23 protein-coding genes are annotated in these 25,791 nt (G+C 43.2%); 13 read left to right on the forward strand and 10 right to left on the reverse strand.

What is annotated here, in order from left to right; all coding sequences use genetic code 11:
• Positions 1 to 20: 20 nt before the first annotated feature.
• Both mnmE and mnmG read left to right on the forward strand, forming a co-directional pair.
• Entirely contained in the window at positions 21 to 1,412 is a 1,392-nt protein-coding gene (gene mnmE, locus FGL90_RS04725) for a tRNA uridine-5-carboxymethylaminomethyl(34) synthesis GTPase MnmE (protein ID WP_010619014.1), read from the forward strand.
• 63 nt (positions 1,413 to 1,475) lie between these two features.
• The gene (mnmG, locus tag FGL90_RS04730; RefSeq protein ID WP_010619013.1) at positions 1,476 to 3,389 is read left to right on the forward strand and encodes a tRNA uridine-5-carboxymethylaminomethyl(34) synthesis enzyme MnmG; all 1,914 of its coding nucleotides are present in this window, start codon (positions 1,476 to 1,478) and stop codon (positions 3,387 to 3,389) included.
• 53 nt (positions 3,390 to 3,442) lie between these two features.
• Here mnmG and FGL90_RS04735 read toward each other — a convergent pair whose 3' ends face one another.
• Positions 3,443 to 6,010: a YfhO family protein gene (locus tag FGL90_RS04735; protein ID WP_187240445.1), complete on the reverse strand. Its 2,568-nt coding sequence runs from the start codon at positions 6,008 to 6,010 to the stop codon at positions 3,443 to 3,445.
• Between the two features lie 123 nt (positions 6,011 to 6,133).
• Entirely contained in the window at positions 6,134 to 7,042 is a 909-nt protein-coding gene (locus tag FGL90_RS04740) for a LysR family transcriptional regulator (protein ID WP_404814658.1), read from the reverse strand.
• Positions 7,043 to 7,216: 174 nt separating this feature from the next.
• Between FGL90_RS04740 and FGL90_RS04745 the strand changes: the two genes are divergently transcribed.
• Complete coding sequence (locus tag FGL90_RS04745; protein ID WP_147657125.1) at positions 7,217 to 8,695, forward strand: FAD-dependent oxidoreductase; 1,479 nt, start codon at positions 7,217 to 7,219, stop codon at positions 8,693 to 8,695.
• Positions 8,696 to 8,798: 103 nt separating this feature from the next.
• Here FGL90_RS04745 and FGL90_RS04750 read toward each other — a convergent pair whose 3' ends face one another.
• From FGL90_RS04750 to FGL90_RS04760, 3 genes are all read right to left on the reverse strand, one after another.
• Complete coding sequence (locus FGL90_RS04750) at positions 8,799 to 9,299, reverse strand: acyl-CoA thioesterase (protein WP_010619009.1); 501 nt, start codon at positions 9,297 to 9,299, stop codon at positions 8,799 to 8,801.
• Positions 9,300 to 9,362: 63 nt separating this feature from the next.
• Positions 9,363 to 10,550 carry a multidrug effflux MFS transporter gene (locus FGL90_RS04755; protein WP_147657127.1) on the reverse strand — a complete coding sequence of 396 codons (1,188 nt, stop codon included), beginning with the start codon at positions 10,548 to 10,550 and terminating at the stop codon, positions 9,363 to 9,365.
• 14 nt (positions 10,551 to 10,564) lie between these two features.
• Entirely contained in the window at positions 10,565 to 11,170 is a 606-nt protein-coding gene (locus tag FGL90_RS04760) for a pentapeptide repeat-containing protein (RefSeq protein WP_147657129.1), read from the reverse strand.
• Between the two features lie 130 nt (positions 11,171 to 11,300).
• Here FGL90_RS04760 and lepB point away from each other — a divergent pair, with 130 nt between their 5' ends.
• From lepB to FGL90_RS04805, 9 genes are all read left to right on the forward strand, one after another.
• The gene (gene lepB / locus FGL90_RS04765) at positions 11,301 to 11,903 is read left to right on the forward strand and encodes a signal peptidase I (RefSeq protein WP_010619006.1); all 603 of its coding nucleotides are present in this window, start codon (positions 11,301 to 11,303) and stop codon (positions 11,901 to 11,903) included.
• A gap of 107 nt (positions 11,904 to 12,010) precedes the next feature.
• Entirely contained in the window at positions 12,011 to 13,345 is a 1,335-nt protein-coding gene (locus tag FGL90_RS04770; RefSeq protein ID WP_147657131.1) for a C1 family peptidase, read from the forward strand.
• 544 nt (positions 13,346 to 13,889) lie between these two features.
• A complete protein-coding gene (locus FGL90_RS04775) occupies positions 13,890 to 15,104 on the forward strand; it encodes an NEAT domain-containing protein (protein ID WP_147657133.1) in 1,215 nt (404 codons plus the stop codon).
• Entirely contained in the window at positions 15,101 to 15,904 is an 804-nt protein-coding gene (locus tag FGL90_RS04780; RefSeq protein WP_010619003.1) for an NEAT domain-containing protein, read from the forward strand. Before FGL90_RS04775 ends, FGL90_RS04780 begins: the two co-directional genes overlap by 4 nt.
• A gap of 13 nt (positions 15,905 to 15,917) precedes the next feature.
• On the forward strand, positions 15,918 to 16,802 hold the full coding sequence (isdE, locus tag FGL90_RS04785; RefSeq protein ID WP_010619002.1) for a heme ABC transporter substrate-binding protein IsdE: 885 nt from the start codon (positions 15,918 to 15,920) through the stop codon (positions 16,800 to 16,802).
• 4 nt (positions 16,803 to 16,806) lie between these two features.
• Complete coding sequence (locus tag FGL90_RS04790; RefSeq protein WP_010619001.1) at positions 16,807 to 17,769, forward strand: FecCD family ABC transporter permease; 963 nt, start codon at positions 16,807 to 16,809, stop codon at positions 17,767 to 17,769.
• Complete coding sequence (locus FGL90_RS04795; protein ID WP_147657135.1) at positions 17,750 to 18,505, forward strand: ABC transporter ATP-binding protein; 756 nt, start codon at positions 17,750 to 17,752, stop codon at positions 18,503 to 18,505. Before FGL90_RS04790 ends, FGL90_RS04795 begins: the two co-directional genes overlap by 20 nt.
• 113 nt (positions 18,506 to 18,618) lie before the next feature.
• On the forward strand, positions 18,619 to 20,370 hold the full coding sequence (gene spxB / locus FGL90_RS04800; protein WP_147657137.1) for a pyruvate oxidase: 1,752 nt from the start codon (positions 18,619 to 18,621) through the stop codon (positions 20,368 to 20,370).
• Between the two features lie 152 nt (positions 20,371 to 20,522).
• Entirely contained in the window at positions 20,523 to 20,945 is a 423-nt protein-coding gene (locus FGL90_RS04805; protein WP_033445151.1) for a GNAT family N-acetyltransferase, read from the forward strand.
• A 33-nt stretch (positions 20,946 to 20,978) separates the two neighbouring features.
• Here the strand turns inward: FGL90_RS04805 and FGL90_RS04810 are convergent, their stop codons facing one another.
• The 4 genes from FGL90_RS04810 to FGL90_RS10400 all read right to left on the reverse strand — a co-directional run bounded on the left by FGL90_RS04810 (position 20,979) and on the right by FGL90_RS10400 (position 23,345).
• Positions 20,979 to 21,224, reverse strand: a complete 246-nt coding sequence (locus FGL90_RS04810; protein WP_010618997.1) for a hypothetical protein — start codon at positions 21,222 to 21,224, stop codon at positions 20,979 to 20,981.
• Positions 21,225 to 21,286: 62 nt separating this feature from the next.
• Positions 21,287 to 22,429: an NADH-dependent flavin oxidoreductase gene (locus tag FGL90_RS04815; protein ID WP_147657139.1), complete on the reverse strand. Its 1,143-nt coding sequence runs from the start codon at positions 22,427 to 22,429 to the stop codon at positions 21,287 to 21,289.
• A 95-nt stretch (positions 22,430 to 22,524) separates the two neighbouring features.
• A complete protein-coding gene (locus FGL90_RS04820) occupies positions 22,525 to 23,076 on the reverse strand; it encodes a hypothetical protein (protein ID WP_010618995.1) in 552 nt (183 codons plus the stop codon).
• A 92-nt stretch (positions 23,077 to 23,168) separates the two neighbouring features.
• Positions 23,169 to 23,345, reverse strand: coding sequence for a hypothetical protein (locus FGL90_RS10400; RefSeq protein WP_155801526.1), 177 nt, complete (start codon positions 23,343 to 23,345; stop codon positions 23,169 to 23,171).
• 107 nt (positions 23,346 to 23,452) lie between these two features.
• Between FGL90_RS10400 and cls the strand changes: the two genes are divergently transcribed.
• Entirely contained in the window at positions 23,453 to 24,910 is a 1,458-nt protein-coding gene (gene cls / locus FGL90_RS04825) for a cardiolipin synthase (RefSeq protein WP_010618994.1), read from the forward strand.
• A 54-nt stretch (positions 24,911 to 24,964) separates the two neighbouring features.
• Here cls and FGL90_RS04830 read toward each other — a convergent pair whose 3' ends face one another.
• Positions 24,965 to 25,624, reverse strand: a complete 660-nt coding sequence (locus FGL90_RS04830; RefSeq protein ID WP_010618993.1) for a TetR/AcrR family transcriptional regulator — start codon at positions 25,622 to 25,624, stop codon at positions 24,965 to 24,967.
• Positions 25,625 to 25,791: the final 167 nt, after the last annotated feature.

Raw genomic sequence — 25,791 nt, forward strand, 5'->3', positions numbered from 1 at the left:
GCAATTAGGAGGTACAAAGTATGTCAACGACAACTGAATTTGATACGATTGCAGCCGTTGCAACGCCACCTGGCGAAGGCGGTATTTCCATCATTCGAGTGAGTGGTGAGGACGCAATCAGCATTGTAGAAAAAGTATATAGAGGCAAAGACTTGGCAAAGGTTGCCAGTCATACCATTAATTATGGTCACATTATTGAACCAAAAACCAAAGATGAAGTAGACGAGGTTATGGTTTCAGTAATGCGGGCACCTAAAACGTACACTAAAGAAGACGTGGTAGAAGTTAACTGTCACGGTGGGTTAGTTGCGACAAATGAAATCTTGCAGCTAATTTTGAGTAATGGCGCACGAATGGCCGAACCAGGTGAATTTACAAAACGGGCCTTTTTGAATGGCCGATTAGATTTATCTCAGGCAGAGGCAGTTATGGACTTGATTCGCGCAAAAACGGACAAGTCGATGAAGGTTGCCCTGAACCAACTAGATGGCAGTTTGTCACGGCTAATTAAGAATTTGCGCCAAGATATTTTGGAAGTGTTGGCTCAAGTTGAAGTTAACATCGATTATCCAGAATATGATGACGTCGAAACGTTAACTACCAAATTACTGAGAGAAAAAGCAACTGAGGTTCGTCAGTCAATTGAGCGATTGTTAAAAACCGCAAAACAGGGAAAAGTGCTTCGTGATGGATTAGCAACTGCCATTGTGGGACGTCCTAACGTTGGGAAATCAAGTCTTTTGAACCATTTGCTTCATGAGGACAAGGCAATTGTCACTGACGTTGCGGGAACGACACGGGATGTTATCGAAGAATTCGTTAATGTTCGCGGTGTTCCATTGAAATTGGTTGATACGGCAGGAATCCGAGATACCGAAGACAAAGTTGAAAAAATTGGTGTCGAACGGTCACGAAAAGCAATCAATACGGCAGATTTGGTATTGGTCGTCATTAATGCGAGTGAGCCACTAACTGATGAAGATCGTAATTTGCTTGATATTACGGATGATGACAAGCGACTCATCATTTTAAACAAGACCGATTTGGAGCGAAAAGTGTCCAATGAAGATTTGGCTGACTGGGCAAAACCGGAAGATATTATCGGGACCTCCGTTCTAACCAACCAAGGATTAGATCAACTTGAAGAACGAATCGCAAGTCTATTCTTTGATGAGGGTATTGAGAGCAATCAAAACAGCGTTATGGTGACAAATGCTCGTCACATTGGCTTACTTAATCAGGCCAACGATGCTTTAGGAGACGTGCTTCACGGTATCGCAGCAGGGATGCCCGTTGACCTTGTGCAAATTGATATGACCCGTTGCTGGAACCTACTGGGTGAAATTACGGGTGACAGTTATCAAGACGAACTGCTTGATCAGTTATTTAGTCAATTTTGTGTCGGAAAGTAAGTAAAAGTGTCACCCAAACAATCAAAAATGTTTCACATGAAACAATTTAAAAGGAGAAAAGAAATGACTGGGGTAAAAGCCTATAGTGGCGAGGAATACGATGTTATCGTCGTTGGTGCTGGGCACGCAGGATCAGAAGCGGCTCTTGCAGCTGCCCGAATGGGGAACAAAACCCTTTTGATGACGATTAATTTGGACATGGTCGCCTTCATGCCATGTAATCCATCAGTTGGTGGGCCGGCAAAGGGAATCGTTGTTCGCGAAATTGACGCCCTTGGTGGCGAAATGGGACGCAACATCGATAAGACCTACGTTCAGATGAGAATGCTGAATACGGGTAAGGGTCCAGCCGTACGTGCTTTACGAGCACAGGCTGACAAGCATGCTTACCATGCGGAAATGAAAAACACCATCGAAAATGAACCGAACTTGACCTTGCGTCAAGGAATCGTTGATGAGCTAATCGTTGAGGATGGCGAGTGCCGTGGCGTTATCACAAATACCGGTGCAAAGTATCACGCAAAGGCGGTTGTGGTCAGTTCCGGAACTGCCGCTCGCGGGAAGATTATCATTGGCGAATTGATGTATTCTTCTGGCCCTAACAACTCACAACCAGCGATGAAACTATCTGAAAACTTAAAGGATCTGGGCCTTAATTTGGTCAGATTCAAAACTGGAACACCACCACGGGTTGATGGAACAACCATTAACTATGATGAAACAGAAGAGCAACCTGGTGATGAAGATGTGAACCACTTTAGTTTTGAATCTTCAGATGAAGACTATCTTTCACTGAAAAATCAACTCTCATGTTGGCTCACGTACACGAACGAGACGACTCATAAAATTATTCGGGATAATCTCGACCGGGCACCCATGTTCTCAGGTGTTATCGAAGGGGTTGGCCCCCGCTACTGTCCTTCAATTGAGGATAAGATTGTTCGTTTTGCGGACAAGAAGCGGCACCAACTATTTTTGGAACCAGAAGGTCGTCACACCAAGGAATGGTACGTTCAAGGTCTCTCAACTTCGATGCCAGAGGAAATTCAGCAGAAAATTCTTCACTCCATCAAGGGATTAGAAAATGCCGAAATGATGCGTCCCGGATATGCAATTGAGTACGATGTCGTCTCACCATACCAATTAAAGCCAACCCTGGAAACTAAGCTCATCAAGAACCTCTATACCGCTGGCCAAACCAACGGAACTTCTGGTTACGAAGAGGCAGCTGGTCAAGGACTGATTGCCGGAATCAACGCTGGATTACGTGCGCTAGACAAGGGTCAATTTACCTTGAAACGATCAGAGGCTTATATTGGCGTTATGATTGATGACCTTGTTACAAAGGGAACCAACGAGCCATATCGTCTATTGACGAGTCGAGCAGAGTATCGCTTGATTTTACGTCACGATAACGCTGACATGCGGTTAACTGAAAAGGGCTATGATCTTGGCCTAATTTCGGATGACCGACTTGCTAAGTTTGAAGCGAAGAAGCAAGCAGTTGAAACAGAACTTGAGCGCCTCAATAGCGTTCGAGTTAAGCCATCAGCTGAAGTTAATGCATTCGTTGAGTCTCATAACGAAAAGGCATTGAAGGATGGCGTTTTGGCCGCAGAATTTCTTCGTCGACCACTCGTTTCATACAATGACTTATTGAAATTTATTCCAGCATCAGCAGAACCTCTTGACCGCCGCGTTGTGGAGCAAGTTGAAGTTCGAATTAAGTATGCTGGGTACATCAAAAAGGCGGAAGCTAACGTTGCCCGAATGAAGAAAATGGAAGATAAGAAGATTCCTGATCGAATTGATTATGATGCAATTGATGGTTTGGCCACTGAAGCCCACCAGAAATTGAATAAGATTCGACCAGTTACGATTGCCCAAGCAACTCGAATTAGTGGTGTTAATCCCGCTGATATTGCAATCTTAACGGTTTATATTGAACAGGGAAAAATCGCAAAAATCGCAAACTAAATATCAATCAAAAAATCGTCAATTCTAACTTAATAGAATTGACGATTTTTTGATTATTTTTTACGCCGAACTTGCCACGTAAACAGGCAGAGGCCGAGAAGAGAAATCGTTGAGATGATGGCTCCGGCTTTGAAGCCTGGGACCGTATACGTTAAATTGACGGCGTTATTGCCCTGTTTGAGCGGGATGCCCATCAAGTGAGAGGCAACCGATTTAATTTGAACCGATTTGCCGTTTACTTTCGCGGACCAGCCAGTTTCCTTTGGAATGGAAAGGAAGAGGATCTTATTTTTAGTTGTGCCAGTTGCCATTCCAGAGATGTGGGTTGGGGTTGAAACTGAATCTAATTTGAACTGGCGAATCCTCAGACTCCTGATAAAGGTGGCGTATTTTTTCTCGTCGTATGAGAAGAATTGGGTGTTGTGACTCAAGTGCTGATGCTTACTAGCAAATGAAATCGTCACGAGTTCATTTTTACGATGAGACCCGAACTTCATTAAATATCGGTGACCGGTAGCATGGATTCGAGGGGGCTGATTGATGCCGTTTATCCGGAGACTTGGATAAATGACATGACTTGAATAGCCAAATAGTGGTCCCGTTGTGGCAACCTTCAGGCGCAGGGTGTGCAAATAGTTAGTTGGATTTTCCTGCGACCTCGTGACCTGTTCGCTAAGAATTGTTGGCGGCAGAATCGTTTGCGCAGGGGCGTTAAGTTGCTTTAGTAAGCGTAATTGGTTTTGATAAATATTGGTTGATAAATTAACGGTTGCAAGGTTCTCGGGAGTTGTGAAGCCGATTCCAGCGTAATTGGGATTCCGCATTGGTGAAGGTTGATTCGGATAGTTGGTGTATTTCATCGCAAGTAAGGTGTCGACGAGTGGCGAAATACCCTGTGACGAAATTCTACGAACATTTTTGCTGAACAAGCCAAGCCGGTGGAGCATATCGCGCGTTTGATTATCTAGTGTAGAGCTGTATGAACTTACACCAAAATAGTTAAATAATAGCGAATCATTATAGTTATTATATTTAGTCCCCATCGCTGCATCGACCAGTGAACTTTGATTATTCAACCGGTAAAATGATTGATCTTTGTCCGTTAGTTTATCTAGCTGATTGTACTCAATTTGGAAGTATTTGGAATAGAGTTGCTGATTACCAAAGGCCATCCCATACATTGATTTGAAGAAGTTACCGCCGATTTCAGCGAACGAAATGAGGGTAATGATGGTCAATGTTGTGTAGGTTTGGCGCTTTAAAAATAGGAAAGTGGCCTCAATAATGATCAGCAGGCAGGTCAGCAGTGTTAAGTGAATCGGAGGAGCTAACCGCGTAATTGTGGAAGAAAAGTCGGGACCGACAATTTTGGCATCAATGAAGAATCCAATTTTGCCGAGAACGATAATGCCAATGGCTGTCCCAATCACCGCCAACTTTTGCATGTCGTTTAACACCTTTCCTGGGTGCGTTTGCCATGCTTCAAAAGCTAAAAAGACGCACACGAATGAAAAGTAAAAGACGTTTCGAAATGGAAAGCCAGCAGGTTGCTGAAGCATATGCCAGCCGGTATTGAGGACACGCACCCACATGCTTAAAAACAAAATACCCAGTAGACCCGCCGACATATTTTTGTAGTGCTGAGGAATTTCCTCAGTGTAGTAGTACGTAATAAGCAAAAGAAAGACCAGTATGCCCACATAGAAACTGGGATAGTGAAAAATACGGATGAGGTAGTTACTACTTGCGGGTTCAAGCTGTGACAGTGCGCCAAGCCCAAATGTCGGTAACAAATTGAAGCTGGCTGCATCAAAGGTGCCTTTTCCGGTAGCCAGCATCGCCTTAAAAGTGGGAATCAACAAGATGGCACTTACACCCCCAGTTAGCAGGGAGGCGCTAAAGAAGTCCCGGATCTTAGTCAATGACTGTTTCAAAGTGGCAGTAAAGCGGACTTCTGAATTTTTGAAAATAAGGTAGCAGAAGTACAGCACGGAAAATAGGCAAGTCATATAGCCCAAATAGTAGTTGGTCACGATACTTAATAAAAGTGTCACGATATATAAATCAAATCGATTTTTATCAATGAGTCGATGGATTCCAAGTGCCACTAAAGGCAATAAAATGAGGGCATCCAGCCACATAATTGTGTAAAAATTCATGGCAACAAAGCCACACAGGCTAAAGGCGGTGGAGAACCAGACGATTGAATAACTAGTTGACTGATAAACGCGTCTCAAAAAAATACTGGTTGTTAACCCGATTGATGCAATTTTAAAAATAATGATCACACTAATCGTAGTCGGTAATAGATTTTGTGGAAATAGTAAAACGAGTAAATTAAACGGACTCAATAAATAATAGGCAATTAGTGGCGTTACGTTGTCACCAAGCGATAACCCAAAGGAAAATAAGTGAACGCCATGCGTTAATAGTTGGTGCCGAAATGCAGATAAGAATGGTAAATACTGGGCACCCATGTCACTGAAGAGCAGGTTATGGCTGCCAAAAGGTGTGATTTTTTTTGATGCAAAAACGATACAAACCATGATAAACGGTATGACAAATGCTAGGCCGGATAACGACCATTTAGAATTAACGTGTTTTGTTTTAAATGACTCCAAGAAAATACCCCCGAATTTGCAACAAGTGTCAGTTTCCCCTGACCGAATGACTGAATTCATTACACCACTTGTTCGTAATTGATAATTGATTCTTTAGTAATCCATTAAAATTTTTAGGTAAAATTAGTCTTTTGGTAATGTTTTCAAAAAGCGTTTTAAATTTGGATTCTTATTTTCTGTATTATAAATCACCACGATCTGATAGGTTTGACTTTTGCTGTCAGAAATTGGCAAAAGGGTCAGGTTAGCCAGTTCCTGGTTGGTACCAGCAATGAGTCCTTGCGGGAAAAAGGCAAATGCTTGGTTAAGCGATACTAGTAGTGCCATTTGCTCAAGGCTCGTTACCCGTTTGATCTGTTCAAAGTTTGTAATGAAGGGGACGCTTGCAAGAAAGCTTTCCAACAAAAAGGTGGAGCTTTCCGGACTGTAGTAGAGAATGGATTTGTCAGCCAAGTCAGCTGGACTGAGTGCGGTTTGTTGGCTCAGCGGATCGAGATTACTAACGCCCATGACCATTTTACCTTGAAAAATAGGTTTCTCCGTCAAGCGGGAGGTGGGCGCCAAAGCGGGCCGCCCATATGAGATGGAAAGTGCAGCGTCCAGGCTGCCATTTGAGACACTTTCAGTTAAATGTTCGTTGCTCTCTTCTCGTACCGTTAAATGCAGATTGGGATGATTGGCGACGACGGGCAAGAGTGCATTTTCTAATAATTGTTTTTCAAATGCTGAAAAGTAGCCTAACCGCAACGTTTCCGGAGATTGTTGGTTCATTTGATTTAGCTCAGAGACGGCTGTTGAATAGTTATTGACGATATCTTGAGCGGATGAAAAAAAGAATTTTCCCTGCGGCGTTAGTTGGATTTGGTTCGCGTTTCTAGTAAATAAAGCAACACCAAGATCGGCCTCTAATTTGGAAATCTGTTTTGAAACGGCCCGCTGTGATAGAAACTCCTTATCAGCAACTTTGGAAAAGCTACCTAACTGAACGACACTAAGAAAGGTTTTTAATAAATTGATATCCAAATTATTCACTCCAGTAGGAGAACTAAAAGTTCGGGTACCGAACTTTTATCCCCGTTTTAATCAAAATGTAAACGCTTTATGATGTAGTCGAAATAGCAATTACGATCTTATTAATTCTACATGGGATGGGGATTGTTTTCAAATTAATGCTCAATTATTCACTATATAGATGGAGGTTTTACCATGACAATCAGTAAAAAAACAGAATATGATGTTGTCGTTGTTGGAACTGGTGCAGCTGGAACTTCAGCTGCCTTAGAGGCTGCCCAAAATGGCGCCTCAGTTTTACTACTTGAAAAAGGAAAGAGCACTGGCGGGAGTAGTAACTACACGGAAGGCTTGTTCGCCGTTGATTCATACCTTCAAAAGGAACAGGGAATCCATGTTTCTGGGACGGAAGTTCTCAAGGAAGAGGTCGAGTATTCTAAGTATCGCGCTGATTCTCGTATTTGGCGCCGTTACGTGGACGATAGTGCTGACACCGTCAAATGGTTGAAGGACCAAGGTGTCGAATACGAAGGCGTCCAAGCCATGGGTGCCGGTGAAGCGACTTGGCACATTTACAAAGGGATGGGCAACGCTGTTATTCACGATGCTTTACAACCTAAGGCGGAAAAGCTTGGCGTTGAGCTATTGACCCTGACAACGGCCACTAAGTTACATCGTGACGGTGAGGGCGCAATTGATGCCATCACAATTAAGGACGTTAAGTCTGGTGAGTCTGAAGATATCAAAACGAAATCAGTCGTTCTCGCAACTGGTGGTTACCTAAATAATCCAGAGATGATCAAAAATCTCACCCATTATGATGATTCACGTTTAATTCCTGTTAGTTCAGGCAAGGGAACTGGCGATGGATTGAATTTGGCCTGGAACGTGGGTGCTAAGCAATATGGAACAGGATTAGCAATGCTATTTGGCGGCTACCTAAAGGATCCAGATGGGCCAGCTTTCAAATTTATGGCATCCCAGATGAACACCGCTGCCGGTCAACAACCGCTTCTTTGGGTAAACGAAGATGGGAAACGATTCGTTGATGAATCCGTTGTTTACAATTTCTCATATGCCGGAAATGCGCTTTACACGCAAAATGAAACCTACAGTATTTTGGATCAAGGCGTGATTGATAAAATGGCTAAGGACGGTAACTTCATGGGCTTAGGCGTTTACGTCAAACGTGGCGAAAAGATGGTAAAGCTGCAGGATGAGATTGATGAAGCAGTTGCAGCCAACAAGCCTTTCATTTTTAAAGCGGACACAGTCGAAGAACTTGCTCAAAAGATGGGCCTATCCGTTAGCCAATTGACGGAGACGGTTAAAGACTATAATGGCTATTGCGAGAACGGCGTTGATGGTGACTTTGGTAAGGATGCCGAGTACCTTGTTCCCGTTGCAAAGGGTCCGTTCTATGGGTTTAAGTTGAACGTTGGCGCTTTCTGTACGATGGGTGGCTTACAAGTTACACCTGAAAATGAGGTTGAGGACGAGAAGGGAACTGTTATTGAGGGCTTATACGCAGGTGGTAATGATTCAGCTGGCCTTGCCGGAGATACTTATGGTCCAAACATGCCTGGAACCTGTGTTGGGTTCGCCTTCTATTCAGGCCGTAACTCGGGTCGAAATGCAGCAAAGTATGTTAAGACGGAAAAAATAAATAGTTAATAATATAGAAGGTGCCTTTTGGAGCCTGATTAGGAAAAGTAATAGTAAAAAGATATGGCCGAGACAAAACTTTTGTTTTGTCTCGGCCACTTTTTAGTCGATATTACAATTCTAAATGATCCATCAAATCTTTCTGAACCGCACGGCCAGCCTTCCGTGCTGCGTTGCGCTCATCATAGCCAGCACAAATGAATTTTTGCTCGTCAGTAACTGGCACAATTTCCGGTAGGGCAGGATTTGGACTTTTGCTCAGCGTCACAAAGGTAGAGAAACAGGAGAAGGCTAAAAATTTCTCGCCGGTTAACAAGTGTTCTCCAACTCCTTTGACGAATACCTCAAGAGAGCGATGACCAGCACCGGTAACGTAGGATTGAAGATCCAAGCCATCCTGAAGGACAACTGGGTGAATGAAGTTGATGTGGTCGAGACTAGCGGTGACGGTCACTTGTCGGGAGGCTCGCTCGCAAGAAATGGAGGCACTATCATCAACCCATGACAGAATTCGACCACCAAAAACGGTTTCGTGCTCATTTAGATCAGATAAAAAGATTCGGTGACTTGCACTGGCGAACGTCTCGTTACACGTAAGTTGTTTGGCTGACATAGTAATTCCTCCAATTCGATATTAACTCAATTGTACCTGATTGTAGGTGGAATGCCAAAATCGTTAAGTCGTCTTTTTCTTTCGCCCCATCAAGCCTAATGCACCCAAATTGGTCAGCATAATCAATCCGGCCATTGGTGCATAGCCAGTTCCCAGAACGCCGACTAACGGTGAGGCGATGCTCCCGAAGGCATTTTGGGATAGACCCACCATTGCAGAGGCACTACCTGCATGGCGATCGGTGAGATTCATAATGATGGAAGTTGTTAACGTCAGCAGCATTCCGTTCATAATCACAAACACCCAGATCAATGCGACAACAACCATTAGTTGGGGCTTCATGGTGGCGCTAATCAGTAATCCGGCACTTGCCAAAATGGTGACAATTAAGGCCCCTCTAACCTGTGTACGGTCAGAGTAACGCGCCGTTAGCCAGCCGGGGATGTTGTTACCGAGAATCATTCCCAGCCCGTTTAGCGCATAGAACAAACTGAAAATCTGAGGACTGAGGTGGAACGTTTTTTCAAAGATGAACGATGACGCCGAAATGTAACTGAACAAAGCACCATATATTAAGCCAGTTGCAATCGTCCAGGTGGCAAAATGGGGAATTGAGAAGACGCTGCCCATCCCCTTAAGAGACTGCCAAAAGTTGCCAACGGTTCGATGCTCAGTTGGCAAAGTTTCGGGTAAGCCAACCATGATGAGGACAACCAGGACGAAGCCGATAATGCCCAACAGGACGAACACTCCCTGCCACGGCATAAAATGGATCATCAGGCCACCAATAATTGGCGCAATGATTGGGAAGACCCCGTTAATTGAATTTAAAATGGCATAGAAGCGGGTTAATTTGTGGCCGGAGAATAAGTCGCGGGCAACGGCTCGAGACAGGACCTGACCGCTTGCACCACAGATTCCCTGCACGAATCGCAAGATAATTAGTAGCGTAATTGATGACGTGAATGAAATGGCAAGTGAGGCTAGGCCAAACAGAAAGAAGCCTATGATGAGTGGCTTTTTGCGCCCAAAATGATCACTTAGACCGCCAATAATAATTTGCCCAATCGCGAGTCCAATTAAGCAACTCGTAATGCTCAGCTGCGCCAGCGAAGTCGTTGTTTGTAATTCAGTCGTCATCTGCGGTAAGGCAGGTAAGTAAAGGTCAATAGCGAGTGGACCCGTGGCACTTAAGGTTCCCAACAAAATCGAGAACCAAAGTGAATTTTTTGGTGTGGCTGTTTCTGACACGAATGAGGACTCCTTTATCTATCACTGATTTTGACGCCTAAAAGGGTAATGATTTGAGTCGCTTGAAGTGGACTAATCGTTAGGCCAGCAATGCGGTCGAGCGTTAGTTGCAAGGTGTCGAAGTAGGATGCCGAAATGTCGACTTTGCTCAAATTAGAATCGGATAAATCGATTCCCGTTAGCTCGCAGCCCTTGAAAGTGAGGTGCTTTTTGACCTTGATTGCTTGAAAGGCCGAATCAATTAATTGCGACTCGTTAAATGTGACTGCTTCGATTCCTGTTTCACTCAAATTCAGGTAGGTTGCCTTGCAGGAATCAAAAGTGGTTCGTTTGAACTGGCTGCCAGTAAAGTCGGCGCCCATCAAAAGGCTGTCCTGAAAAACGCAATCGAAAAAGGCGTTATTGTGGGCGGTGATATTGAGCCAGTCGAGATGATCAAGCGTGCAACCACTCCATTCGGCATCGTCAAAGTTAGATTGCTCGAATTTGCAATGGCTGAGCGTGACGTTGGTCAATCGAATTGACTTATTGGAGTACGTAAACGTACAATCAACGTATCGGTAATTCATTTCCACGTCATCCAGCGATAACGTCTGATGTTCCACGGTATTATTTGGCATGGTAACTCCTTAAAATTGAGTAAATTAGTTTTAGTAAAAGTAGGTTTAATGTTAATATTATACTGTTGGCCGTTTGTTGCCTAGTTAAATTAAAAATAAACGAAATAATAACGGGAGCATATATTATAAAATGAAAGTATTAAGAGAGATTTTTAGTTGGGTGATTCCAATTGCAATTGGGTTGTTGTTGGCACTCTTATTAAAGAACTATGTATTATCTCCAGTGAAGGTTGATGGCCCATCGATGCAGCCCAACCTAGAAAATAATCAACGGGTTTGGATTTTTAATCAAGCTAAGGTAAAGCACCTCAGTGTTATCGTGTTTGACGCGCACGGAGAAGATCCTAGCGCCAAGCCTGGCACGGATTACGTCAAACGGGTGATTGGATTGCCTGGGGACACCGTGTCCTACAAGAACGGTACAATTTACGTTAACAATAAGAAGATTAAGCAAAACTTTATCAGTGAGTCCGAGCGAACAAGTGGGACGACTGATGGTTCTGGTCACAGTTCATGGAACTTGAAGACACTGTCTAAACGATTTAAATGGGGTAACGGCTCAGTCACTGTACCAAAGGGAAAATACTTTGTCTTAGGTGATCACCGTAGCGTTTCTAATGATAGTCGCTATTGGGGATTTGTTGATAAAGACAAGATTGCGGGTGTTGTGAAGGTCCCAGTTTGGTCATCTACCAAGACGAAGCGAGCAAACGTGAACTCACTCGGTTACTAGAATTCTCATTAAAATTTAATAAAAGTGTTGCACTTGTAAATTTGCAGCGCTAAACTTGGTGCATCCCTAAAAAGGATGCACTTTTTTATTTGAAGGAGGCTGTTTTCATGAGCGAAAAATTACTTAATCGCACGCCCTTAAGCGACGAAAAGCGGGCTGCGTTACACGAAGATTTACATAAACGACCGGAGGCAGCGGTGATTAGCCGCGCCGTCATGAAAAATGGAATTAAACAGGCTTCAGAGGATACTGCCGCGTTAACGCGTTTGCACCGAACATTTTCCGTTGAATTAGAAACTGGAAAAGTGACGAATCAACGTCATAGTGGCCGTTGCTGGGAATTTGCAACGTTGAACACGTTGCGGCATGCAATGGGTGCTAAATATAAGGTCAAGGATTTTGAGCTTTCACAAAACTATCTGTTTTTCTGGGATAAGGTTGAACGCGCCAATATTTTCTATGATAATATTTTGAATACCGCTGAACTGCCTGCTGATGATCGGGCAGTCGCCGCATTCCTAGCTCGTCCAGGTGAAGATGGTGGCCAGTGGGATATGGCAGCCTCACTAGTCCAAAAGTATGGCGTTGTTCCGGATTATGTGATGCCAGAAACCGCGAACACTAATGATTCGAGTTCATTTGGCGAAGCGTTAGATTTGAAGCTGCGAAAAGATGCCATGGTTTTACGACAACTTGTTCATGATGGCAAAGATGAAACTGAAATTGCAGCGCAACGACAGGAATTTTTATCAGAGGTTTATCGAATGGCAGCTTACTCATTTGGTGAGCCACCAGTTAGCTTTGATTTGGAATATCGCGATGACGAGAAAAAGTATCACAGGGATGAAAATTTAACGCCACAAGCCTTCTATGATAAGTACTTCGATATCAATTTTGATGATTACGTTGTCCTATCAAATGCACCCGATAGGGATTTCAATAAACTGTATCGTTTGCCAAGTCAGGAAAACATCGTCGGCGGTCGGCCAATTCGGTTACTAAACGTGACGCTAGATAAAATGAAGAAAGCAACGATTGATCAACTTCAAGATGGCGAAGCAGTGTGGTTTGGGAATGACGTGCTGGAGCAAATGAACCGTTCTGAAGGATTACTGGATTCGCAACTTTATCGGGAATCTGAACTATTTGATGTCGATCTTTCAATGACGAAGGCCCAACGCCTTGAATATGGGCAGGCAAATGTGTCACATGCGATGACCTTTACGGGTGTCAATCTTGTCAACGGGGTGCCTAACCGTTGGAAGGTTGAAAATAGTTGGGGTGAAAAGAACGGCGATAAGGGCTACTTCGTGATGGCTGATAGCTGGATGAACGATTATGTTTATGAAGTTGTGGTCAATAAGAAGTATCTAGATGCCGAAACCTTGGCGGTATTAGATCAGGAACCAACCATTTTGCCATCGTGGGATTCGTTAGCGTAGGATATACCTATTAAAACCATAAGTAAATTCTTAAAATAATAAAAAGTTGGCGGGAAAAGGCGTTATTTTCTTGTTTTATTAGCTATTTTCTCTTATAGTTTAGGCATACCAAGTTACCTAACAACCAATTTTGCTTCACATTACTTCATATTGAAGTATCATAAAGTAGGAATCCCCAATATATTCCTACGAAAAAGAGCTAATTGCTTAATTGCAATTAGCTCTTTTTGTGTTGCTTATATTAATGAAAAGAAATAGCTAATTAAATCAAAGTTTAGTTTCTTATCGTGTTGCTGTTTTTATAAAAAATGTTTGTCTTCAAGCAGATGGTACAACAAAATATCAATTTTATTTATAATATTTAAATCACATATAAACATGCTAATTAGAATAGAAAGTCAGAATAATCGTGTATTTAATGACTTTTAACGAGCTATTATCCCGAATATATTTGTTAATTAGTATTCAAGCAAGCTATTAATATTCCTTTTTTGTGTTAATATTTAAATAGTTTTTATATTATATTTCAGGGGAGAACCAGAAGATGAAATCGAAAAAGTTAAGGATTATTCTAATTAGTTTGGTAGCAACATTATTTTTCTTGTTAAAAGTAACCGCTTCACAAAATGTTCAGGCGGCCAATTTGGCGGATGGAACGTATACGGTACCAGTTTCACTACTAAAACAAGGAACAGAAACAGCATCAGTAGCGAATCAATTTTTTCCCAAACCGGCCATTGTCGTCATTAAAAATGGCAATTATTCAGTGTCACTTCCCTGTGTTAATGGCGCACAGTATATAAAAAATATGACAGCTGGAGGGGTAGCAGTTTCAAGTCAAAAAGTTGATGACACAATAACTAATGAAAATTTTACGTTAACTTCACAAGTTGGCATAGTTCCCGTGACATTCGATATAGAAGTCCCTGCGCCTCATTTAAAACTGAGTGAATCTGCAAGACTAAAATCTGCAAGACTAAAAATGGAATGGGAGAAAAACGACCTCATTTCAAAGCCGGCCGAACCAGAATCATCAACGCCCGCGCCAGTCCCAGACAAAACGGCAGAATCCAGTAGTTCGTCAAGCTTTAGCTCAGAAGTTGATGCGACTGCTACCGGACCGGAAGATGATGATTCTCAATCTAGCGCTTCCGCCGCTTCTGATCCAACCCAAACTTCGCTCACCTATACAGTCCTTCAAGCCGATAGCAATCAACCTTCCACGGCGGACCAGTATTACACCCACCAGGCAGCCGTTACTAAAAATTCAGATGGCAGTTATAAAGTCACCATGGTCGTTAGTTACGCCAAAAGTTTAGGGATGGGCAGTAAAGGAGTTGTGCCCCTCACTGTTGCAGGTCAAAAAGTGACTGATATTACGTATGGAAGTACCGACAAAAATCAAACGGTCACTTACAGCTTTAACGTTGACTCATTAACTGATTTAGACAAAGTGATTGATGGGACGATTCACGTGACGGTTCCCAGCATGAATATTAGCCAAGACTTTGAAGTTCGGTTCAAATTTGCCGGCGCTAAAAGTGGAGCGGATAAACCAAAAACAGATAGTACAAAGGCGGATAGTACGTCAACCACTGATAGCCAAACACCAGATAAGAGTCAGTCTTCAAATACAGCCAGTGCCAACAAGTTACCCCAAACGGGTGAGCATCAGTCGCAACTCATTTCAGTCATTGGCATCTTGACGTCCCTTACATTTATTGGTGGTCTATTGTATAGAAGGAGTGCACAAAAATGAAACACCTTCATTGGTTATTAATTAGCGGGATTGCTTTGATTGCACTGGCACTAGGTCTGCACGTGGGCTCCGAATCGGTGCAAGCAAAATCGCTAAACTATCAGGCATTAACATACGGAACAACGAAAACTTCCATTGCGAGTGGCTACTTTGTCCATCCCGCCAGTGTAAAAGTTAAGAACCACAAGTACGTCGTGACAATGCGCATTAGAACGGCCAAAAAATTAACAAGTTATCCAGTAACGGTGACCAGCGTGAATGGCGGTAAGCCCAAAAACATTCGCAAAAACAAGGATGCAAAAGGGAACTCCAACTACTATTACACGTTTACCACAACCAACTTAAAGAAGAAAATTAACGCAAAATTGAAGATCAATGTACCAAAGGTGTACAAGGCGACGCACTTAATCACGTTTAAATTTAGTACAACGGGACTACCTAGTTTAGGAAAAAAAGCTGAGGCCACTACCGCGGTATCAACCAGTCAGGCAAGCGCAACGAGCAGTAGTGGCAGTCAAAAGGCAGCAACGAAAGCTGCTAGTTCAAGTCCCAAGGCAGCTTCATCAGCATCGTCCAAGCAAAAGACTAAAGTTAATTCAAATTCTTCCTCATCTCAGTCATCTTCCGTGGCATCCGCGCCAGAACCACGCAATCAAACGGCTAATCATCAAACGAGGAAGACGGCAGATTCGCCCGACAAGAGTAAAGCGGGCATTAATTTGCCATTACTCATTGGGGGCGTTTTAGCGATTATTGTGGTGGTTGGTGGCACGAGCCTCTGGTTACTCAATCGAAAATAAGGGGACGTTATAAGTGAAATCACCACGAAAAATTGCATTAATTACTATTGGAGTGATCGCAATAATCGGGTTTTCGGGTGGTATTTTTGCAATGCATCAGCAGTCAAAAGCGACTAAACAGCCCCGGATTGTTGCAACCACATATGCAGTGGTTCAAATTGCGGATCGACTCAAGCTGCCCTTGGTTGGGGTACCAACCACGAGCAATAAAATGCCAGCGCGATATAAAGCGGCGACTAGAATTGGCAATCCGATGAGTCCGAGTGCGGAAAAAATTGCATCCTTGCACCCAACGGCCATTTATTCAGTCACCACGCTGAAAGATCAATTTGGGAAGAGCTTTAAGCAACAACATTTGACGCCCCACTTCCTAAATTTGACGAGTGTTGCTGATTTAAAACAAACCGTTCAGAAAATGGGCAAACACTATCACCGGCAAACGGAAAGTCGCCAAGCAGTTGCTCAAATAAATCAAACAATCAAACAAGCCCGTCGAACTTCAAATGGGCACGCTAAACCACGAGTCTTAGTATTAATGGGGCTTCCCGGCGCTGGATACATGGTTGAAACGAATCAATCGTATATTGGCGATTTGGTGCGATTGGCTGGGGGACAAAACGTCTTTACATCGAAGTCCCAAGAAGTTATTCAGCCTAGCAATGAAGCCATCAAAAAGGCCAATCCGCAAGTTATTTTGCGACTTGAACATGCAATGCCAAAAATGGTGACAGCTCAATTTAACTCGGAGTTTAAGACAAATACTGTTTGGCGACAAACGGCTGCAGTAAAAAGCCAGCGCGTGTACGATTTGCAGGAGCCAGATTTTGATGCAACGGCGAATATGCACGCTTCAACAGCGCTAAAACGGATTTCAAATTGGTTATATCCAAGGGGTTAAGCTAATGAAAAAAGAAACGATTGCTTATTTAGTTGTTGTTATTGGATTAGTGATAACGAGTATGGTTGCCCTTATGAGCGGTGTCGATTTTTTGACACCGCTTGATTTGTGGCGGGCAATAAATGGAAATAATGCTGATGCAGTCAACACGATTTTGAATTTTCGCGCCCCGCGTTGGATTGCGAGTTTAATCTGTGGGGGGATGCTTGCGGCTGCTGGCGCATTGAGCCAATCAGTCTTCAGTAATTCACTGGCAGATCCAACTATTTTAGGTGTGACGAGTGGCGGTGATCTTCTCATTTTGCTGGGAGGACTGTTCCTGCCAACTTTTCCAATGCGAAATTTAATTTTGGCGTTTATTGGCGGTGGATTGGCATTATGGCTTCTAATAAATAAGCAGACATTGAGAACCCCATACAAATTAATTATCGTCGGGGTGGCGCTAAATTTGACGTTTGTTGGCCTTAAGCAGCTATTTACGCAGGGAATTAGTACTGGAATTGTAACGGGATTTAATGGCATTACGTGGCCAAAAGTGTTGACGCTATTGGTCATTGGCTGCATTGGTTTATTTGTGGCGCTTCTATTAGCGCCTTGGGCAAATTACCTCAAATTGCCGGATCAGCAATTAGCGAGTGTTGGCGTTCCGGCAACTTTAATTCGATTGAGCTTACTTACTTTGGTGGTCGTGCTCTCTGCGGGGGTGACGACTGCCGTCAGTACGATTCCCTTTATCGGCATTATTGTTCCCAGCATCGGGCGTAAATTAGTGGGACACGATTATCAAACGCTGATTCCATTTTCTATTTTGGGCGGCGCGTGGTTGTTACTGATTGTTGACACGGTTGGTCGGTTGGTTGTCCTACCAAGTGAAATCTCAGCTGCCACAATCATGACCATTATCGGTGGGCCATTCCTAGTCTTCTTGGTTCAAAGGAGGGGATTTAATGGAACTAAAGCAAGTTAATTTTTCTTATAACGCGAATCATCCCCTAATCAACCACTTCTCTGCGAAGGTGCCGCAAGGAAAAATTTTATCAATTATTGGACCAAATGGTGCTGGAAAAACGACGCTATTGCAACTATTGACGGGCCAATTAATACCGGATAGCGGCCAGATTTTGGTAGATAATCAGCCACTTGCTGATTTAGATGCGAAAGAACGGGCGACTAAAATTGCCATTGTTTCTCAACAGCATCACGTTTTGGATGAAATGACCGTGAGTGATGTTGTTAAAATGGGCCGGCGACCATTCCATTCACTTTTAGCTACAATTAGTGATGAAGAGGTTGCGCCATTTTTGGAACAAGTTCAGCTGACGAAAATGGCGACTCGGAATATTGCGTCACTATCTGGTGGGCAACAGCAGCGGGTCTGGATTGCAATGGCGCTTGCACAGGAGCCAGAATACCTATTTCTTGATGAGCCGACAACGTACTTAGATGTTCGGTATCAGACTGAGCTGATGGCCCTCATTCAGAAGTTACAAGCCGACAAGAAAATGACGGTGATTCTCATTTTACATGATATTAATCAGGCGATGAAGATTAGTGATGAAATTTGGCTGTTGAAGGATGGCCAATTAATCGCGTCTGGTAGACCAGAACAGCTATTAAACGAGTCACTGCTATCAGCAGCCTTTGGGATGACGGTTCACGTTGTGACGGTTCCTGGATACGGTCAGTACGTCGTTCAAGTGTAACGGGTCATATTGCTGAATTTATTGAAAGCCTTTTTAATTGAATCTTTTACAGGTTAAGATTAGAATGATTGCACTTACAAAAAGTAAGGGAAAGATTTCTGGGAGGTCTTATCATGGTAGAAACAATTAAATCAGGGATTGCAATGTTAAAGACACTTGAAAGTTGGGACGTTGATCACATTTACGGAATTCCAGGGGGCAGCATTAATAGCCTCGTTTACGCATTACGGGATGAAGAAACAGCGGGTCATATCAGATATATTCATGTTCGTCATGAAGAAGTTGGTGCATTGGCAGCTGTTAGCGATGGTCGTGTTACAGGTAAAATTGGCGTTGCTTTTGGCTCAGCTGGCCCTGGCGCAACCCACCTTTACCAAGGTGTTTACGATGCCAAAATGGATAAGGTGCCAACGTTATTTATTGTTGGCCAGGTTGGTCAAGCACAGATGAACATGGATTTCTTCCAGGAACAGGATGAGGCGCAACTGTTTGGGGATGGCGCAGTCTATAATCGAACGGTCATGACGGCGGAAAGTCTGCCACACGTGGTTGATGAAGCCGTTCGTCAGGCCTACGTTAATCATGAACCAGCAGTGGTCGTGATTCCTAATGATTTAGCAGATAAGGAGATTCCAGCTGATGGCTACTATTCCGCAGCTGCTAATTTCCGAAAGGCTGAAGCGCCTGCGCCAACCGATGAACAAGTTGATGACGCCTTGACGTTAATCAAACAGGCAAAGAAACCAATTTTATATATTGGACAGGGTGTCCGTGGCGCAGCTGATGAGGCAATGGAACTTTCCCAAAAGCTACAGTTGCCAATCGCTTATGCTGCCTTGGCAAAGGATGTCATTCCGTATGATTTCCCAGCTTTACTTGGCTCTGCCATGCGAGTGGCCTCAAAGCCTGCAAATGAAGCCATGGCTGAGACGGACCTTATTCTCTTTGTCGGTTCTAATTTCCCATTTGCGGAGATCTTATTTAATCCAAACGCCAAATTTATTCAAATTGACAGTAATCCTGCCGTTTTAGGGAAGCGGCATAAAACCGAAGTTGCGATGTGGGCGGACGCCAAAAAGGCCCTTCGCAAGCTTAATAATCACGCGGAGAAAGCGGCAGACAGTGACTGGTACCGAGCTAATATTGCCAACGCAGACAACTGGCGTGACTACAATGAGCAGATGATGAACAAGACTGATGGCGAGCTGCGGTTCGAGCCAGTATTTAAAGAAATTAATCGGATTGCAACTGATGATGCCCTCTTCTCGATTGATGTTGGCGACGTTACGCAAAATTCAGTTCGACTCATCAAGAATACGGGTAAGCAGCGCTGGTACACTTCTGGGCTATTTGCAACAATGGGCTCGGGCTTACCGGGTGCCATTGCAGCCCAGCTTAGTTTTCCGGATAAACAAGTTTTCAGTTTAGCAGGGGATGGTGCTGAATCAATGGTCATGCAAGATTTGATTACAGAGAACCTTTATCATTTGCCAATTATTAACGTCGTGTTCAAAAATGAGGAATTAGGATTTATCGTTGATGAACAAGAGGACGATGAGCAGCGCCGTTTTGGGGTTAGTTTGGGGAACGTCGACTTTTCTAAAGTTGCGGAAGCCCATGGTGTCACTGGAATTTCCGTAACGAAACAATCGGAGTTACAGAAAGCCTTTGATGAAGCCCTCGAAATTACCAAACGGGGTGAACCGGTCCTGATTGACGTTCAAATTACCGGTGAACGACCAATTCCCGTTGAAAAATTGGAATTAGATCCAGATAAATTCACTGATGAAGCAATCAGCCGATTCCGCAAACGTTATTATGCACAAGAGTTGAAGACTTTAAAGGAATTTGAAAAAGAGTCATAAAATAAATAGCGCCCTAACTGCAGGAAAAGCAGTTGGGGCGTTTTTATTGAGATTTAAAGGCTCAATTACTAGGTGGGTTACATTAAATAGTGGCGTCACTGACTTCTTAGTCGTAAACTATTAACTATCAAAGGGAGTGACAGGTAGTGGAAATGGAAATTCGACCGATGCGAATAGCTGAGCAGGAACAGCTTGCTGCAATCTATTTGAAAGCCAGGCAGGTGAGCTTTCCTTGGGTTCAGGATCCGCAATTAGCAGATTTTAAACGGGATTCAATGGGCGAGTCCGTGATTATTGCGGCAATTGATGGCAAAATCGTGGGATTTGCGTCGCTGAATCGGTTATTGGCCTTTGTCCATTTACTGTTTGTTGATCCGGATTGGCAGCGAATGAGTGTGGGACATCGACTCATTGAGGAAATGGATAAAAGAACGCAACGACCATTAACTTTGAAGTGCGTCATCGAGAACAAACCCGCCTTGGCCTTTTATAAGCGAGAAGGTTTTGAAATTTTACGGGAAAATCGCAATGACGTACCTGCAAATGATACGTTAATTAAACAAAAAAATGAGTGACTTCCGTTTATTTTACGGAGGCACTCATTTTTGTTACTGGTTTAATTTAACTTCAAGTTCCATTTGTTTTGTCTTTTCACGCTCAATCTTTAGCTTCTTCTTTAGGGAACGATTATGGAAGAAACCAACCGCTGCAATTGCCACCGGAATCGTTGTCAATGCGACAACTGGCGGAACAATCCATGGATTTTCTTTAACAAAATCAAGGTGTTTTTCGCGCATCATTTTTTCAAATTCAAATAGTTTTTTAGGATCCATTTCTGGTAGTTTACGACTCATCGTACATCACGCTCCTTTAACTCTATCATAGCGTAAATGAAAGCGCTTGTCTGCAAATATGTTTAATGGATGATTTGGTTCTCATCGGTGGAAAGTGGGAAGCCCCGGCCAAACGATTCTAATAGAAATTGCCAAAGTGGACGGGGAATTTGTAATTCAGCGCGGTCACTCTCTGAAATTGTGTAGCGGATGGCGGATTCGTCATCATTTTGAACTTTTTGAATCCATTGAGGTTCGCGAATTAATTCCCGACCCATTGCCACAAAATCATTGCCAGCATCGATTAGCGCGTCGGCCTGTTGGGGACTGGCAACGTGACCGACCGTTATTAATGGCAAATCGTCAGCAAGCACCGCTTTAATTTGTTCAAAGACTGGGGTCGTTTGCGTCGAATCAACAATAGAACCTGCCCAAGCGTCTGCCAACGAAATATGAAGGTAATCAATGGCTGTTTTGTTGAGCTTTTTGACGAATTCAAGTGTATCTTTCAAACGAATGCCCGGTTCCTCGCGCTCTTCAGGCGAAAGTCGATAGCCTAAAATAAAGGGCCGGTCTGCGGTCTCCTTGATGACCCGAGTGGCTTCCTCGATAACGGCAAGGGGGAAGGCCATTCGTTTGTCCAATGAGCCACCCCATTGGTCAGTCCGTCGGTTGGAGTGGGGGCTAAAGAATTGTTGCAAAAGGTAAGTGTTGGCACCATGAAGTTCGACACCATCAAACCCTGCTTCAATAGCAAGTTTGGTTGCATTGCCAAAGTCTTTAATGGTTTGCTCAACTTCAGCTTCTGTCAAAGCGCGAGGGATTTCAGCATCAGGACGAAGGGATGGAATCGCACTTGCGGAGACGGGTTGCTGTCCACGCAAAATTTTAGAATTGGTCATGCGTCCTGCGCTAAATATTTGAAGAATTGCTTTGGTATGACCGACCTTGATTGTACGAGCTAAGCGTTGCAGACCTGGCAGCACGGCCTCGTTTGTGATGCTTAATTCGCCTTCAAAGCCCTTGCCGAGGTCGTTCACATTAGCACAGCCAGTAATGAGCATCCCAACGCCGCCAGCCCGTGAATGATAGTAGTTAAGCTCGTCCGTGGTAATGGTACCGTCGTGAAAGCTCGATTTTTCAGTCATTGGCGACATGGCAATTCGGTTGGCAATAGTGACGCCATTTCGTAGTTTATAGGAATTTAAAAAGTGCCATTTTTTCATAGTTAACTCCTTTCTGACGCTAATTGTTTTAAGTTTACTCGTTTGGAAAAGAAGGCAAAAGAAAAACGTTCCGAAAAATCGGAACGTTTCAACGGTTATTCTTTAGCAATTTTAACGAAGACGTTATTTGTTTTGTCTTCATCAATATCCCGGACGATCTTATAGCCCGTGACGTGAAGCCTTGTAGACTTGTTCTTGCCAGTCGTTGTGTCCTTGACGGTGAACGTTTGGGTCATTGGGATGTCAGATAGCTTTCCCTTGAATTTGATAACGGTTTGAGACTTGCTGTTCTTACCAAATGAGTACGAAAGGGTTCCTTCCTTACTTAGGGCGTTTGCTTTTTGAGCGGCTGAGTAAGTCTTGTAATATTTGCTGACGTTGTAGATTGTCACCTTTTTTGAATCCTTATCAAATTTGTAGGCTTCAAATCCAGAATTACTCTTGGAATTGATACCGCCCGAAAGATACCAAAGATCACTATTATTTGAAATTTGAGATTGAACGGAAGTTGCTTTGGTACTTTTGACTTCGTTACGGAAACTAGCTTGCTGGTTTGATTGATTGCTGCTCTTACCGCAAGCACTCAATACAACCACAAGAACCGCGGCAAGACTGATAAAAATGGCCATTGTCCGTGATTTTTTCATGATATATCACTCCTCTATTTGACGATAGTATAGCACAGTCTCGTATGGGACAAAATTCTAACCTAAATTCTTAGCAAATAAAAAATAAATTGTTAACGGTTGTTCATGTATCGATAAATACCATATAGAACGATGGCGAGTAGAATGCCAAACCCAATCACCGGGTTCTCCCGGAAAATCCAATGGAAGACGCGAAACGTACCACGGCCATGGGGAATGGCAACGCCAGAAATGAAATTTGTCAGCATTGAAAGCAGAACCTTTCCCATATTTTTCTCCAGTTTAACGCATTTTTCAGGTAAAAGATAAGCAAAAGCGTTAAAATTTCGGTATTATAGGGACTATATGATTTTAATCGGGGAACGGGGTGCTTTAAGTGACCATCAATTGGTATTTAATATTCGAAATAATCGTTTTTATTAACGCGGCGCTTGCCTTTATTACCGTTTTTAGAGAAAAACGGGATATTGCGGCAACTTGGGCCTGGCTGATTGTGTTAGTTTTTGTGCCAGTTGTCGGCTTCCTGGCCTACGCCTTTATTGGTCGAAAGCTCCCAAGGCGTCAAATTTATCGAGTTAAAAACCAGGTCAGAATGCAGTTGGACAAACGGGTCATGCAGCAACGAACGCAAATTGGGTTCGATCATCTACCTGCTGACGACGTGACAGAAGAGACGTCCTCATTGGTGAGCCTCTTTGTCAGGACGGACCACGCTTTCCTGTCCCGTAAAAATCGAGTGAAAATTTTCATTGATGGTAATTCCCTATTTCACCGCATGATTCAGGATATTGAAGCGGCGCAATCCAGTATTCACATTGAATTTTATACTTTCTACAACGATAAGATTGGAAATGAAATTCTCGATTTATTGATTAAAAAAGCGCAGTCTGGCGTTGAAGTTCGGGTAATTTATGATTCTTGGGGGTCGATGGGAACTTGGCGAAGTTTCTTCAAGCCACTTATGGCCGCTGGAGGGCACGTTGAACCCTTCTTGGCCACCCATTCAGCTCTACTGGATTTCCGTTTGAACTTCCGTGACCATAGGAAAATTGTGGTAGTTGATGGAAAAATCGGCTACGTTGGCGGATTTAACATTGGGGATCAGTATTTGGGGCGTAAGGAAAAATTTGGTAACTGGCGCGACACCCATTTGAGAATTGTGGGTTCCGGCGTCTTCGGATTACAAGCCCGCTTCATTTTGGACTGGAACGTCACTGATAAGCACCATCCAATTCCAACTGATTACGTGGAACCAAAGTACTTCCCACTGACTAAAATTAAGGGCGAAACTAACCTGCAAATTGTCTCAAGCGGTCCGGATTCTGATTTGCAACAGATTAAAATGGGTTACATTCGCCTCATTCAAACGGCGCAAAAGCGACTTTGGATTCAATCGCCGTACTTAATTCCGGATGATAGTGTTTTTGATGCGTTGCGGATTGCCTCGATGGCGGGCGTTGACGTGCGAATTATGATTCCAAATATGCCGGATCACCCGTTTGTCTATCGGGCAACACAGTATTATGCGCGCCTGCTTGCGAATGATGGTATTAAAATTTATTTTTACGGAAATGGGTTCTTGCACGCAAAAACGATGGTTGTCGATAGTAAAATTGCCTCGGTTGGTTCAGCCAATCTGGATTACCGCAGTTTCAAATTAAACTTCGAAATTAACGCATTCTTGTATGACGCTAAGTTGGCAAAAGAGTTGGAAGATATTTTTGAAAATGATGTCACTAGTAGTGAGCTGATGACCCCGGAGAAGTTTGCGGCGCAGTCACTCTATTTAAAATTCAAACAAGACGCGAGTCGATTGTTGTCTCCAATTTTGTAGAAGTTGACACAAAAAGGGACCGAAATCCGTTAAGATTTCGATCTTTTTTTTATTTTATGATTTTACTATTTTCGTTTTCAAGCCTTCAATAATGATTTCCAGGCCCATTTCAAACTGTTCCTTTGCCGAAAAAGAATTTCTAATTTTGATGGAGGCGGCCATGTGTTGGAGCGCGTGTTCCTGAACGTTTTCATGGATAAGGGCAACGTGTTTGGCAATCTCCTGGCCTTTATGATCCACAATCTGTTGCCGAAAGCGATTTTCGGTGGATAGATCAATAATCGATCCAGTCAGGAGAAAATCGATGGAGGTCATGGCAACCGTTGATGTTTGCTCATCAATTCCAGCATCGGCCATAATCCCGATGGCGTGATCGATTAATCGGAGTCGTACAAGGGAGGAGGGAATTGTTTCAACCATCAAAATGGCTGAGGATGGGTAAGCAATATAAACGTCTAAAATATTATCAAAAAGTTGACGGAGTTGGTCTGCCCAGTTGAGGCTTGGGTCAGGAAATTTAATTTTTCCAATAATCACTTCGGCCATCGCCTGGAGAATTTCCTGTTTGTTTTTAAAATACCAGTACAACGTTGATACATCAATGTGCAGGTCGCGAGCAACGTGCCGGAGAGAAAAGGCATTAAAGGATTTTTCTTGTCCTAACGTTTTGATGGCTTGCTGAATAATCTGTTCTCGTTTAATTTCCTTTGGCAAAATAAGCCTCCTTTTAAATTAATAAGAAATAGTAATTGTTTTTTAAGGTGTGATTTGGTAATATACAAATTGCTTTTGCTTCAGCGCTATTTTTTTGTTATTTACTCCAACACTGTTGGAGAGTTGATTTATTCTAACATATTTAAACAAGTTATCAAGGGAGGGTT

The sequence above is a fragment of the Secundilactobacillus malefermentans genome (assembly GCF_008033155.1).
Classification (GTDB): Bacteria; Bacillota; Bacilli; order Lactobacillales; family Lactobacillaceae; genus Secundilactobacillus; species Secundilactobacillus malefermentans.

Coding starts and splice junctions, on each gene's coding strand:
- mnmE (WP_010619014.1), top strand. CDS start 21: ATGTCAACGACAACTGAATTTGATACGATTGCAGCCGTTGCAACGCCA.
- mnmG (WP_010619013.1), top strand. CDS start 1,476: ATGACTGGGGTAAAAGCCTATAGTGGCGAGGAATACGATGTTATCGTC.
- FGL90_RS04745 (WP_147657125.1), top strand. CDS start 7,217: ATGACAATCAGTAAAAAAACAGAATATGATGTTGTCGTTGTTGGAACT.
- FGL90_RS04750 (WP_010619009.1), bottom strand. CDS start 9,299: ATGTCAGCCAAACAACTTACGTGTAACGAGACGTTCGCCAGTGCAAGT.
- FGL90_RS04760 (WP_147657129.1), bottom strand. CDS start 11,170: ATGCCAAATAATACCGTGGAACATCAGACGTTATCGCTGGATGACGTG.
- lepB (WP_010619006.1), top strand. CDS start 11,301: ATGAAAGTATTAAGAGAGATTTTTAGTTGGGTGATTCCAATTGCAATT.
- FGL90_RS04770 (WP_147657131.1), top strand. CDS start 12,011: ATGAGCGAAAAATTACTTAATCGCACGCCCTTAAGCGACGAAAAGCGG.
- FGL90_RS04775 (WP_147657133.1), top strand. CDS start 13,890: ATGAAATCGAAAAAGTTAAGGATTATTCTAATTAGTTTGGTAGCAACA.
- FGL90_RS04780 (WP_010619003.1), top strand. CDS start 15,101: ATGAAACACCTTCATTGGTTATTAATTAGCGGGATTGCTTTGATTGCA.
- FGL90_RS04790 (WP_010619001.1), top strand. CDS start 16,807: ATGAAAAAAGAAACGATTGCTTATTTAGTTGTTGTTATTGGATTAGTG.
- FGL90_RS04795 (WP_147657135.1), top strand. CDS start 17,750: ATGGAACTAAAGCAAGTTAATTTTTCTTATAACGCGAATCATCCCCTA.
- spxB (WP_147657137.1), top strand. CDS start 18,619: ATGGTAGAAACAATTAAATCAGGGATTGCAATGTTAAAGACACTTGAA.
- FGL90_RS04805 (WP_033445151.1), top strand. CDS start 20,523: ATGGAAATTCGACCGATGCGAATAGCTGAGCAGGAACAGCTTGCTGCA.
- FGL90_RS04810 (WP_010618997.1), bottom strand. CDS start 21,224: ATGAGTCGTAAACTACCAGAAATGGATCCTAAAAAACTATTTGAATTT.
- FGL90_RS04815 (WP_147657139.1), bottom strand. CDS start 22,429: ATGAAAAAATGGCACTTTTTAAATTCCTATAAACTACGAAATGGCGTC.
- FGL90_RS04820 (WP_010618995.1), bottom strand. CDS start 23,076: ATGAAAAAATCACGGACAATGGCCATTTTTATCAGTCTTGCCGCGGTT.
- FGL90_RS10400 (WP_155801526.1), bottom strand. CDS start 23,345: ATGGGAAAGGTTCTGCTTTCAATGCTGACAAATTTCATTTCTGGCGTT.